The 11,911-nt window shown below is 58.4% G+C and carries 10 protein-coding genes; 4 read left to right on the forward strand and 6 right to left on the reverse strand.

From position 1 onward, the window contains the following. The first annotated feature begins 4 nt into the window (after positions 1–4). Complete coding sequence (locus tag ACP3RB_RS01985) at positions 5–1,021, forward strand: hypothetical protein (protein WP_426699279.1); 1,017 nt, start codon at positions 5–7, stop codon at positions 1,019–1,021. Between the two features lie 147 nt (positions 1,022–1,168). Here the strand turns inward: ACP3RB_RS01985 and ACP3RB_RS01990 are convergent, their stop codons facing one another. Next, entirely contained in the window at positions 1,169–2,698 is a 1,530-nt protein-coding gene (locus ACP3RB_RS01990; protein WP_304192646.1) for an aminopeptidase P family protein, read from the reverse strand. Positions 2,699–2,914: 216 nt separating this feature from the next. Here ACP3RB_RS01990 and ACP3RB_RS01995 point away from each other — a divergent pair, with 216 nt between their 5' ends. Both ACP3RB_RS01995 and ACP3RB_RS02000 read left to right on the forward strand, forming a co-directional pair. Beyond that, complete coding sequence (locus ACP3RB_RS01995) at positions 2,915–3,883, forward strand: PHP domain-containing protein (RefSeq protein ID WP_426699280.1); 969 nt, start codon at positions 2,915–2,917, stop codon at positions 3,881–3,883. 176 nt (positions 3,884–4,059) lie between these two features. Then, entirely contained in the window at positions 4,060–4,887 is an 828-nt protein-coding gene (locus tag ACP3RB_RS02000) for a heme peroxidase (protein ID WP_426699281.1), read from the forward strand. Between the two features lie 53 nt (positions 4,888–4,940). Here the strand turns inward: ACP3RB_RS02000 and ACP3RB_RS02005 are convergent, their stop codons facing one another. After that, positions 4,941–5,372 carry a hypothetical protein gene (locus tag ACP3RB_RS02005; RefSeq protein WP_426699282.1) on the reverse strand — a complete coding sequence of 144 codons (432 nt, stop codon included), beginning with the start codon at positions 5,370–5,372 and terminating at the stop codon, positions 4,941–4,943. A 144-nt stretch (positions 5,373–5,516) separates the two neighbouring features. Between ACP3RB_RS02005 and ACP3RB_RS02010 the strand changes: the two genes are divergently transcribed. Continuing rightward, positions 5,517–6,356 (forward strand): heme peroxidase, encoded by an 840-nt coding sequence (locus ACP3RB_RS02010; protein ID WP_426699283.1) that lies wholly within the window; start codon positions 5,517–5,519, stop codon positions 6,354–6,356. Positions 6,357–6,488: 132 nt separating this feature from the next. Here the strand turns inward: ACP3RB_RS02010 and ACP3RB_RS02015 are convergent, their stop codons facing one another. The 4 genes from ACP3RB_RS02015 to ACP3RB_RS02030 all read right to left on the reverse strand — a co-directional run bounded on the left by ACP3RB_RS02015 (position 6,489) and on the right by ACP3RB_RS02030 (position 11,641). Further along, positions 6,489–7,760 (reverse strand): DNA-methyltransferase, encoded by a 1,272-nt coding sequence (locus ACP3RB_RS02015; protein WP_426699284.1) that lies wholly within the window; start codon positions 7,758–7,760, stop codon positions 6,489–6,491. An 8-nt stretch (positions 7,761–7,768) separates the two neighbouring features. Beyond that, complete coding sequence (locus tag ACP3RB_RS02020) at positions 7,769–9,430, reverse strand: DEAD/DEAH box helicase (RefSeq protein WP_426699285.1); 1,662 nt, start codon at positions 9,428–9,430, stop codon at positions 7,769–7,771. Positions 9,431–9,946: 516 nt separating this feature from the next. Continuing rightward, entirely contained in the window at positions 9,947–10,174 is a 228-nt protein-coding gene (locus tag ACP3RB_RS02025) for a DUF3107 domain-containing protein (protein WP_070507618.1), read from the reverse strand. A 204-nt stretch (positions 10,175–10,378) separates the two neighbouring features. Continuing rightward, on the reverse strand, positions 10,379–11,641 hold the full coding sequence (locus tag ACP3RB_RS02030) for a glutamyl-tRNA reductase (RefSeq protein WP_426699286.1): 1,263 nt from the start codon (positions 11,639–11,641) through the stop codon (positions 10,379–10,381). Between the last annotated feature and the right edge of the window lie 270 nt (positions 11,642–11,911).

Below are 11,911 nucleotides of genomic sequence, written 5' to 3' on the forward strand. Positions count from 1 at the left end.
AGCCATGACTTCTAACCTGCCGAATATTCCCTCGACCCCGCCTTCTTCATATCTGGCGTCGCGCCTGGCGCAGGCTCAGGGCAAGCCCCTGCCCGCCGGTGAGGCGATTGCCTCCTTCGTTCGTCACGATGATGCGCTCGCCGCTTTTGATGTGCTCAGCGAGCAGGATTATCCGGTCACGGCGCTGTACCTGGTCAACGACGGTATCCGCCAGGTGGAATACCCGGTACCGTTGCCGTATGGCCGTATCTTGACTTTTGCGGCGCTTCGAGGGGCAGGATTCGGTGCGTTTTTTGCACTGCTGGTTATAGCCTCGACTAATGACTCCTCTGCGTTTGAGGTAATAAAGTATGTGCTACTGTCGATGGCTATGTTTGTGCTCTGGCAGATGTTCGTTTTGCGTCGCTCTCACGGGAGTCGCCACCCGATGCGTGCCGAATCAATTCCCTCACGTACCGTGATGTACGCCCTGCCGGAGTACGCTCAGGATGCGCGCCGCGTGCTGGGTGCCCACCCTCGCTTCTCGGCGGCGGTTGCGGCTGCGCGTGCGGCAGCTGCTCCGGAAGCTTCGCAGGCGCGTGCCGCTCAGAGCACCGTCTCGATGAATGGTGCACCGGTTCCGACCGGTGCGCCGAAGGCTCCTTCGTACCGTGCGCAGGCGGGCAGCCAGCCAGCACCGAACCAGAACCTGCCCGAGCGTGATACGACCGCGCAGAACGCGGTGGCTCAGAGCGCGGCGCAGAACATGCCCGCACCGGTTGCCCCCGCTCAGCCCGTACAGTCCGCCCCATCCGCACAGTCCGCCCAGCCCGCACAGTCTGCCGAACAGGCAAGTACCGGCCAGGCGACCGCTCAGAAGTCAGATACGCAGAAGCGCCCGGCTCAGCGGTACGGTCTGCGCGTGGATGACCCGGAAGAATACGCGAAGCTGATTCAGCCCAAGCCGCAGCGTCCGACCCCGCGACCGCAGGGCCTGCACGATAAGTCCTCGCACGATAATTCAGCGAAGGACTCCGAATAGCTGTAAGGCACAACGGCGGGAAACAGGCATAGAAGATACGCAGCGTAGAAGATACGCGAAAGCCCCTCACCGAACGAATCGGTGAGGGGCTTTCGCTATGCACACACAACCGGCACTAACCGGTGTTGGTGGCGTGAAGAGCCAGGCTTACTTCGCCAGCTTCGCCATCCACTCCTCAATACCCTCAACGGTGCGCGGCAGCGCAGCGGAGAGGTTCACGTTGCCGTCCTCGGTGCAGAGCACGTCGTCCTCAAGGCGGATACCGATACCGCGGTACTCCTCGGGGATAGACATGTCCTCTTCCTTGAAGTACAGCGCCGGCTCAATGGTGAAGACCATGCCAGGCTCCAGCTCAGCCCACATGTACAGCTCAGCCTTTGCCTGCGCGCAGTCGTGCACGTCCAGGCCCAGGTGGTGGCTGGTGCCGTGCGGCATCCAGCGGCGGTGCTGACCGCCCTCAATGGTGAGGGAAACCTCGGCAGAAACCGGCAGCAGGCCCCACTCTTCCAGACGGTGAGCCAGAACCTCCATAGCGGCGTCGTGAAGTTCGTGGAACTTACGGCCCGGCTTAGCCACAGCGAATGCGGCATCAGCAGCCTCCAGCACAGCGTTGTAGACCTTCGCCTGAACCTCGGTGAACTTACCGTTCACGGGGAAGGTGCGGGTCACGTCTGCGGTGTACAGGGTGTCGTCCTCAACGCCTGCGTCCAGCAGCAGCAGCTTGCCGTCGTCGACGGTGCCGTTGTTGCGGATCCAGTGCAGGATGGTTGCGTTGTTACCGCACGCTGCGATGGTGTCGTAGCCCAGGTCGTTACCGTCGGTACGTGCCACGGAGAAGAACGCGGTCTCAACGACGCGCTCGCCGCGGTGGTGTGCAACAGCCTTCGGCAGTGCACGAACGACCTCTTCGAAGCCCTTGACGGTCAGGTCAACGGAACGCTGCAGGTTCTCAATCTCGATAGCGTCCTTAATCAGGCGAGCCTCGGAGAGAGCCACAGCCAGTTCGGAGTCCAGCTTGTCAGCCTGCTCCAGCTCCACGCCGGTGTTGTAGCGGGAAGTGTCAACCAGAGCGTCAACAGCCGGGTCAACGTTGCGGACCAGGCGGATGTTCACGCCACCCAGGCCCTGGTTGCCGGCGTTCTTCGTGATAGCAACCTCAAGCTCGGACAGGTCGCGGGTACGCAGACCGTAACGCTCGGAGAATTCCTTCAGGGTGGGGCGGGGGCCAACCCAGAACTCGCCGTAGCGTGCATCCGCGTAGAACTCTGCGGTGTCGCGGCCAGCCAGCGGACGGAAGTACAGGGTGACCTCGTGGTTGGAGCCGTTGTCGCCGGTACCCTCTTCGACGGGCTCGAAGATCAGCACAGCGTCAGGCTCGTGGTCGATGCCCAGACCGGTCTGGTGCGCAAACGCCGAGTGGGGGCGGAAGCGGTAGTCGCAGTCGTTGGAGCGGACCTTCAGCGGGCCTGCGGGCAGGACGAGGCGCTCGCCGGGGAATGCCTTGGAGATCTTGGCGCGGCGCTCAGCGGCGTAGTCTGCTACGGGCTCGCGGGTGTAGCCGTCATCTTCGGCAGGTGCCCAGTTTGCGGCAATGAATTCGGTGAACGCAGACGCCTTAGGGGTGCTGCGGTGGTCAGTCTTCTGAGCTTCGGTGCTCTTCTCATTGTTCTCAGTCATGGGTTAATCATAGCCTCTTCATTACAGGTGGGCAGGTGTTTTATCGCTTTTGACCATAAGAGAGGGCGCGGTGGGTCAGAATATATCTTTGACCTGCGACCAGGTACCCGATATTGCGCCGCCGATATTGGTAGGGTTGAATCAGAAGAGTAGATGACATGCCTTAAAACCCCGCTGAGGTGGCGACGAACTAGCGGGGGCGGGGAAGGAGAGAAGATGACGCAGACAGAACACCGAAATAGTGCACCTAATGCGCAGCAGGTACCGCAGCCCGCTGAATCGGGAGCGCCTGAAAACCTGAACCGTGCCGGGCGCTACGATCTGCATATTCACTCCGCTATTTCTGACGGCACGCAGAGCCTGACCGAGCTGGTGCCGCTGATTGCTCGCGCCGGGTTGGCGGGTTTCGCGCTGACTGATCACGATACGACGGCTGGTTGGGCGCAGGCGGCTCAGCTGGCGGATGAGCACGGTCTGGATTTTCTGCCGGGTGCCGAGTTCTCCTGCCGGTACCGTTACACCGATGGTGAGGGCCGTGCACGCACGAAGACTATTCACCTGCTCGCTTATGGTTTTGACCCGGTGGATTCGGAGCTTGCGCGCCGTGTGGAGGCGATTCGTGCCAGCCGTGCGGGCCGTGCGCAGGCTATTGTGGACCGCCTTGCCGCCGACTACCCGCTGACCTGGGATGACGTGTTGGCGCAGGTGGGGGAGGGGAACGCGGCGGTGGGCCGCCCCCATATTGCTGATGCGCTGGTTGCTGCCGGCGTGGTTGCTGATCGTTCTGAGGCTTTTGCGAAGCTGCTGTACACGGGTAGCCCCTACTATGTGCCGCAGCAGGCGCTGGACCCGTTGGAGGCGGTGCGTCTGGTGCGTGAGGCTGGGGGTGTGCCGGTGATTGCGCATCCGATGAGTACGATGCGTGGGCCTGCGTTGAGCCTGGAGTACCTGGGTTTGATGGTGGATGCTGGCCTGGTGGGTGTGGAGGTTTATCACCGTGAGAACTCCCCGGAGGACCGGGCGCGTCTGCTGGAGTTCATTGAGCGTCAGCGCGCGGCGGGCCGTGAGGTACTGGTGACCGGTTCGAGCGATTATCACGGCGCGGGCAAGCCGAACCTGCTGGGTGAGAATACGACGGATGCGGTAACGGTGGCGCGTATCCGTGAGCTACTGGCAACTCAGTAGTAAGACGAAAGAGTGTGGGGCGGGTTCCTTGATGAGGAACCCGCCCCACACTCTTTTGTTTTCACCCCATTGCATATTCTCTAAATCTCTACCTGAAGGTTAGGATTTTTGATACGCTGAGAACGTTCTACTCATTGGGGTGCACAAAGATTGTGTCCCCTTAGTGTGAAGGAGCTATGATGCTTCGACAATTATTCGCCCGTCCTACGAAGCGGGCTATCCAGGCTGGCGGCACGGTACTGCTGGCTGGTGCCATGGTGTGCGGCAGTGTTCCGGCGTATGCCACCGGGCATTTGAAGCCTCACGAGGTGACCCCTATTGTGCAGCCTGATGAGCCGGCAGTGACCTGCAACGACCGGGCAGATTTTGAGTACTATCAGGACAACGGCAGGTTGGGGCGCCGTACTGTTTTTAATTGGGCGCAGTGTGTTGGCCTGATTTCTGAGTATCAGAAGTACCAGATGGTCAAGAAAGATAGTGTTATTTCTCGTGGTCAGTTTGTGGAGTATTTGTATCGTCTGTCGGGTTCTCCCGAGGTGAAGAATCTTCCGGGGCAGTCTCCGTATGGTGATATTAAGACTGATGATCCGCGTTTTCCTGTGGTGATGTGGGCTCGTGAGCGGGGTATTACGTGGGGTTGGAGTGATGGGAATTTCCATTACGATACCCCTGCTAGTGAGGCTGCTACTGCCTTGATGGTGTATCGATTGGCGGGTAGTCCAAACGTAACGGTAGAAGTAGACGATCCTAATGCCTATTTCCTATATACTCCTTGGAAGGAAAAATGGCCGAATATGCCCTATAATTCGGAGCTTCATAAGGCATACACCTGGTTATACTATGGTCTTCAGAATCCAAATAATAAAGATTCTGTCGAGAACGTATCGTATCGACAGCATGGTATCGTATCACCTAATGATGAATTTGAGTGGTTGACTTACGCTACGTATGAGCAGGCCTTTGAAGTGATTCGTCTGGCAGATAAATCTTTCAAATTTAAATAAGAAACGTATCCCCGCTTATGTATCAATACATAAGCGGGGATATGTTTATGAATTTATTCCACAACTATATATTCTTTTTTATTGGAAGTTCCCACTGGAGTCTCAGTAGATTTATAGACATACTGATTAATTTCAATCTTGTAGGGTGGGTTCAGGGAATTTTTAATAGAAAACTTCCATTTATCGTTCAGAACCTTGGGTTTAGGTTTGTTATTGTCTTCGTAGTCCATGTGGCATTCGTCGTATGCGTTTGCTCCAATAATATTCAAACGCCTAACACTACCTTCAAGATAGAAGCCCCACAGTGAAGCGAGGATTCTTTCTAGGGGTACTTCTTGGCTTGGCCCGTAGGGGTTGTCTGAGCGTACTCCTGTAAAGGTGCAGTCGCTAGCCCATGAGCTGATATACCAGTTCGCTGCCTCATGATTACCCGCTGTACCTGAGACTGCGTCATGCCAGCTGGAGGATTCACTGATACATCCCACATACTTATATAACACTCTTTTACTTTCGTATCATTGCATGTTCCCTAAATCTTTACCTGAAGGTTATGATTTTTGATACGCTGAGAACGTTCTACTCATTGGGGTGCACAAAGATTGTGCCGCCCCTCTGTTCGTGAAGGAGCTATGATGCTTCGACAATTATTTGCTCGCCCTACGAGGCGGGTTATCCAGGCTGGTGGCACGGTACTGTTGGCTGGTGCCATGGTGTGCGGTAGCGTGCCGGCATATTCTCTTGGTGTTCTGAAACCTCGCCAAGTGACACCTATTGTGCAGCCCAATGAACCGGCGGTGACCTGTAACGACCGCGCAATCTACGAATATAAGTACCTTCCGAATGCTTATGTGACTTACAGTCGCAAGATTATCTACGACTGGGCTGAGTGCGTTGGTCTAATTTCTGAATACCAGAAGTATCAGCTAATCGAAGAAAACACCGTAATTTCCCGTGGCCAGTTTGTGGAGTATTTATATCGCCTGTCGGGTTCTCCTGAGGTGAAGGATCTTCCGGCTCAGTCTCCGTATGGTGATATTAAGACTGATGATCCGCGTTTTCCTGTAGTGATGTGGGCTCGTCAGCGGGGCATTACCTGGGGTTGGAGTGATGGGAATTTCCATTACGATGCCCCCGCGAATGAAACGACGACAGTAATCATGGCATACCGCCTAGCTGGTAGTCCGGCGGTCAAGCTACCCGATATGAATCCTCCGAATGAGGAAGAGCCCTGGACCAAGCGGAACCCCAACCTTCCTTACGGCTCAGAGTTGCATCGGGCCTATGTTTGGTTGAAATACACTGGAGCCGGCTCCGATAAGAAGTACACTGGCTTCCACGAATCGATTAGACACCATGACGTAGCGAGCATGGACTATGAAGGTCGACGAGTGAGCCAATGGACTTTCCAAGCAACATATGAACAAGCTTTTGAAGTATTGCGCATGGCAGATACTCGAGGTGCATTCTAAAAACTTTTATAAAGAGAAGGCACCTTAGAACAGAACACTGGGGCAACACAAAAGAGTGTGGGGCGGGTTCCCGATTAGGAACCTGCCCCACACTCTTAACACGTGCTCTCACGAACGCGCAGACAAGACCGCCTAGACGCTCTCACGCGAGGCATGATGCTGCAACACCGCACCCGCAGCCGCCGCATCCATCTGAGCAGTCGCCCGCGCCGCACGAGCCTTAGCCCGCGCCTGATGCTGACGCTGACGACGCAACTCATCACGACCATCAATACGCATCTTCTTATCCACCGCATCCATCGAACGGTGACGCACAAACCGGCACGACGCACCCTCAACCGGCTGCGTAGTCTCCGTGAGCGTATCCAACACAGCCTTCAGCGCATGACGGCTCGCCGCCGTCAACGCATCACGACTCGTACCGCCACGAACACCCACCGTACGCTTCGGCGTGAACAGCACACTCGCCCCACGCGGCACACCGCGATACTCAGCGAACGACACCGGATCCACACCCAGACGCTTAGCCATCACCTCAATAGCCGGCGGATTCTGATCCACACACACGAACTTACGGCCCAACTGAGCCGCCGCCGCACCCGTAGAACCAGAACCAGCGAAGAAGTCCAACACCCAATCACCCGGGCGGGAACTCGCCGCAATCATACGACGCAAAAGGCCCGTAGGCTTCTGCGTGGGATACCCCGTCTTCTCCTTACCCGTCGGCGACACAATAGTATGCCACCACACATCCGTAGGGAGCTTACCGCGAGAAGCCTTCTCCTCAGTCACCAAACCGGGAGCCATATACGGTTCACGATCAACCTCCGCAGTATTGAAGTAATAGCTGCGGTGATCCTTCGCGTACACCAAAATATTGTCGTGCTTCGTCGGCCAGCGGCGCGTAGACTTCGCGCCGTAGTCATAAGCCCAAATCAGCTCATTAATGAAGTTCTCACGACCAAAAATCATGTCGCACATAATCTTCACATAATGAACTTCACGCCAATCCAGGTGCAGGTACAGGGTGCCGTCCTGCGCGAGCAGACGATGCGCCTGCTCAATACGCGGCGCTAGGAACGCCCAATAATCCTCGAACGAATCGTTATAGCTCGCCAGAGTCTGCAGGGTGCTCGAATAGCTCTTGCCCTTAAAACCGGTGCGGTCACCCTTCTCAGAAGCCTCCGCGCTCAAGGTGCGGCGCGTCTGCTTCTTACCCGTATTGAACGGCGGGTCAATATAAATCACGGTGAACGCACCATCGGGCAGCTCACGCAGATACTCCAGGTTATCTGCCTGCACCAGCAGCGACGGGCCCTGCGGATCGAAAACAGCCGAATCCGTGGGGTGTGCCTCAGCGGCAGGGGAGGGCGCGGCGGGCGCCGGGGATGCTGAAATACCCAACCCCGGCCCTAGCCTTCAGAACCAGCACGGTCAGCGCCACGGCCCTTACCACGAGAACCCTCAGCACGCGAGCCCTCAGAGCGGCGGCGGGTACGGCGGCGGCCCTCACCCTCCACGGGCTGACCCTCAACACGGCGGGTACGGCGACGCTGACGAGGCGCACGCTCAGTACGCTCGGATGCGCCCTGCTCGGAACGCTCAGTGCGCTTGCGGCCCTCGGAGCGGCTACGGCGCTCGCCGGAACGGCCCTCACTGCCACCGTCACGGGAGCCGCGGGAACGGCGCGAGCCCTTCTCACCGTCACGACCGCCAGAACGACCACCGTCGCGGCCACCGCGAGAACGAGCCGGGCGGCCATCACGCGAGTCACGGGCGCTCTCAAAGAACTCATCGCCCATGCCCTCAGCCACACGCTCTTCACGCGGCAGGCGGCCCTTGGTACCAAGCGGAATGTTCAGATCGTAGAACAGGTGCTCAGAGGAAGAGTAGGTTTCAACCGGCTCGGGAACACCCAGCTCCAGGGCGTCGTTAATGACCTTCCATCGCGGCAGGTCATCCCAGTCAACCAGGGTCACGGCGGTACCCTCATTGCCCGCACGACCGGTACGGCCGGTACGGTGCAGGTAGGTCTTCTCATCCTCAGGCACGCGGTGGTTAATCACGTGGGTCACGTCTTCAACGTCAATACCGCGAGCCGCCACGTCGGTCGCAACCAGAATATCGACCTTGCCGGTGCGGAACGCTTTCAGCGCCTGCTCACGCGCAACCTGGTTCAGGTCACCGTGCAGGGGAGCGGCAGCGAAGCCACGGTTCACCAGCTCCTCCGCCACGCGGGCAGCGTCACGCTTGGTCTTGGTGAAGATGACGGTACGGCCGCGGCCGGTAGCGCGCAGAATGCGGCCAATCATCTCGTCCTTGTCCAGGTGGTGTGCACGGTAGACGACCTGGCGGATTGACGCCTTAGTCTTCGAGGCGTCCTCGGGGTCGGCGGCGCTAATGCGCATGGGTTTGGTCATGTACTGGCGTGCCATCGCAATGACCGGGCCGGGCATGGTTGCGGAGAACAGCATGGTCTGGCGGTCCTCGGGCAGGTAGCTGAGGATCTTCTCAACCGACGGCTGGAAACCCAAATCCAGCATCTCGTCAGCCTCATCGAGGACCACGATCTTGACCTGCTTCAGGTTCAGGAAGCCCTGCTGGTACAGGTCGATAATGCGGCCGGGGGTACCCACCGCAACCTCCAGGCCGCGGCGCAGCAGCTCAGCCTGAGGCTCAATCGGCACACCACCGTACAGGGTGGCGACGCGGGCGTTGCGTAGCTTCGCAGCAATCGCCAGGTCCTCACCCACCTGAATAGCAAGCTCGCGAGTCGGAACCAGAATCAGCGCCTGAGGTGCGCCGGGGTACTCCAAATCAGCCCAACCCTCATCGTCGCGGCCGACCACGCGCTGAATGGTGGGCAGACCAAAGCCGAGGGTCTTACCGGTACCGGTCTTCGCCTGACCAATGATGTCCTGGCCAGACAGAGCCACGGGAAGAGTCAGCTCCTGGATGGGGAAGGGGGAGGTAATGCCAACCGCCGCGAGGGCGTCGCTAATATCCTGGCGAACGCCGAAGTCGGCGAAGGACTTTGCAGTCTGAGTGGTTTCCTGCGTGTTCGTTTCAGTCACTGGACCGTATCTTTCTACCCCAGCTCGGGGTGTGTTTCTCCCCGAATCGGGGTGCACCAGCCAGCGCCCCAACGGTGGAGGCGGTGACGGGCGGGCGTCGAAAGCCGGCCGCGGGAAATTCTTACACGGGAAATTCTTACCGAGACGCCGCCTGCACGCATGGTCAATGCACATGGTTAGTGCTCATGGTTATTCATGATGAGAAGGCGGTGCAGCCTCGGGGTCTTGAAAGGGGTACGACCGGTCATTCACTTAACCCCTCAATATTAACCCGGATTTGCTTCCGGCGCACCCCAGGCCGGTTGTGGTGTGCGCCCGTGATGGGCGATATACCGCCCCAAAACCGGGTATCGTGAGGTTTTCGCATGGGCGGTTTAAAACGCAAACCCCCGCATTCGGCACGGCGTAACCGTACGGCGCATACAGCGCACGCACACAGCGCATACAGCGCGGTTACGCATCATTGCGGATGCGGGGGAAAGCTAAAGCTTATAGGGAATTTAGTCGCCGAGGTAATTAGGCGCCGATACCGAAGCCCACGTGACGCTTCGCGTCGGAACCCAGCTCAACGTAGCCAATCTGAGCGCCAGAAATCAGGGTGGTGTTGCCCTTATCGTCCATAATCTGCAGCAGCGAGCCATCCTCAATAGCCTTCGAGACCTTCTCCATGAGGATTTCCTTAGCCTCACTGGTCTCAACAATAATTTCACGAGCAATGTGGCGAATGCCAATCTTGATTTCCATGAGTCTCCTCGCAGAATAGTCCGGCGCCGTCAAACGCGCGCCGGGTATGGGAACTTATCTTATCTAGCATCTACTCTAGCGTGAATGCGCTCGTCGGCACCGTGAACGGGCGGTACTTCGCCGGGGGCTAATAAAATACTCCACCAACGAACACCAGCAGCAAACGCAAAACACAGAAAAACGTGGCGGGGGGGGGGCAGGCTCTTAAGAGTCCTCCACCTGAATACCGTAGAGAGTCTCCAACGCCTGCACGTAATCCTCCGTGCGGCCCTCAGCCGCAAGCTTCTTGGCGCGCACCGTCGGGGTGTGCAGCAGAGACTTCACCATGCGACGCATCGCCAGCTCAAACTGCTCCGTCGCCGCACCGCAACCAAACTGGCTACGCACCTTCTCCAGCTCGGAATCCAGCACAGCCATAGTGTGCGAGCGCAGCGCAACAATCGCGGAGTCAATCGTGCGGGAACGCTGACGGGACAGGAACGCCACCAGCTCAGACTCCACGATGCGCGTAGCCGTCGCCACGGACTCTTCGGTTTCCTCGGGCGCGGCAAGGCGCACCGATTCGAGGGTAATCAGCTCAACGTTCGGCAGGTCAGCGACCGAGGGGTCAAAATCACGCGAAAGCGCCAGGTCGAGGATCGTGTGGTGACCGGCCGGAATCTGCTCGGGAAGCAGCGGATCGGAGCCGCCGGAGCAACCGATAATGATGTCGGCAGAAGCCATCGCCTGCTCCATGCCGTCCACCGGCACCGCAGAAACCTCGCGCTTTGCCGCGAACTCGGCGGCACGACCCGAACGGGAATTGACCCAAATATCGGTGCAACCGCGCTCGCGCAGTGCCGCAATGGTCGCGCCCGCGTAAGCACCCGTACCAAAAATCAGGGCGCGGCGGGTTGCCCAATCCTTTTCGGCAACCTCATCCGCAAGATCGAGGGCAACAGACACAATCGAGCGGCCCTGAGCGCCAAGCGCCGTATGCTGACCCACCTGACGAGCGGTATGCGCCGCATGCTCAAATAGCTGAACCAGCTCACCGGGAAGAGGCACGCCGTCCTCTTGTGCCTTCGCCTGTGCGGCAGCCAGAGCGCGGCGCACCTGACCGGCGATTTCGCGCTCGCCAACCACGGCAGATTCCAGGCCGGAGGCGACCGTCAGCAGGTGGCGTGCGGCCTCGTCATCGGCGTACACATCGAAGCTGGAATTGACCAGTTCTGTGTCCAGGCCGGAGGTGCGCGCAATAGAGTCGACAATCAGCTCACGAACCATGGGGACATGGGCGGATACGTGTAGCTGAACATACATTTCAAGACGGTTACAGGTGGCAAGAACGACTGCACCCTTCACGCCCAGCTGACGCGCCATATCGCTCGCCAGAACATCGGGTACGCCGGAGGCACCGGCGCTCAACGCAGCGACGGTGGTCAAATCTACGGTGTGGTGCGATGCCACAAATGCATAAGTACTCATCTAGGGGTTAATCATAACCACGCCGACTAAGCCCCTGTAAAGCTCACAGAACCTAAGTTCACGGCTCTACGGGGCTTAGTGGGCGCCACATAGTGGACAAGAAGCGGGGGTATTCGCCGGGGCGTTGTCGGGGTGCTGGCGGCAATTCAAAAGCGCAGGTAGGGGAGAATGCACCGGAATGTGAAGGGGTGTATTCGGGGCTTTACCTGCGTATTCTCTACGCAAATCTCCGCGCAAACGGGCGAAAACAGAGGGTCAGCAGGGACCTAA

This window comes from Rothia mucilaginosa, from assembly GCF_049990865.1.
GTDB lineage: Bacteria > Actinomycetota > Actinomycetes > Actinomycetales > Micrococcaceae > Rothia > Rothia mucilaginosa_I.

Excerpts from the sequence above, each read along its gene's own strand:
- ACP3RB_RS01985 (WP_426699279.1), top strand. The coding sequence starts at position 5 with ATGACTTCTAACCTGCCGAATATTCCCTCGACCCCGCCTTCTTCATAT.
- ACP3RB_RS01990 (WP_304192646.1), bottom strand. The coding sequence starts at position 2,698 with ATGACTGAGAACAATGAGAAGAGCACCGAAGCTCAGAAGACTGACCAC.
- ACP3RB_RS01995 (WP_426699280.1), top strand. The coding sequence starts at position 2,915 with ATGACGCAGACAGAACACCGAAATAGTGCACCTAATGCGCAGCAGGTA.
- ACP3RB_RS02000 (WP_426699281.1), top strand. The coding sequence starts at position 4,060 with ATGATGCTTCGACAATTATTCGCCCGTCCTACGAAGCGGGCTATCCAG.
- ACP3RB_RS02010 (WP_426699283.1), top strand. The coding sequence starts at position 5,517 with ATGATGCTTCGACAATTATTTGCTCGCCCTACGAGGCGGGTTATCCAG.
- ACP3RB_RS02025 (WP_070507618.1), bottom strand. The coding sequence starts at position 10,174 with ATGGAAATCAAGATTGGCATTCGCCACATTGCTCGTGAAATTATTGTT.
- ACP3RB_RS02030 (WP_426699286.1), bottom strand. The coding sequence starts at position 11,641 with ATGAGTACTTATGCATTTGTGGCATCGCACCACACCGTAGATTTGACC.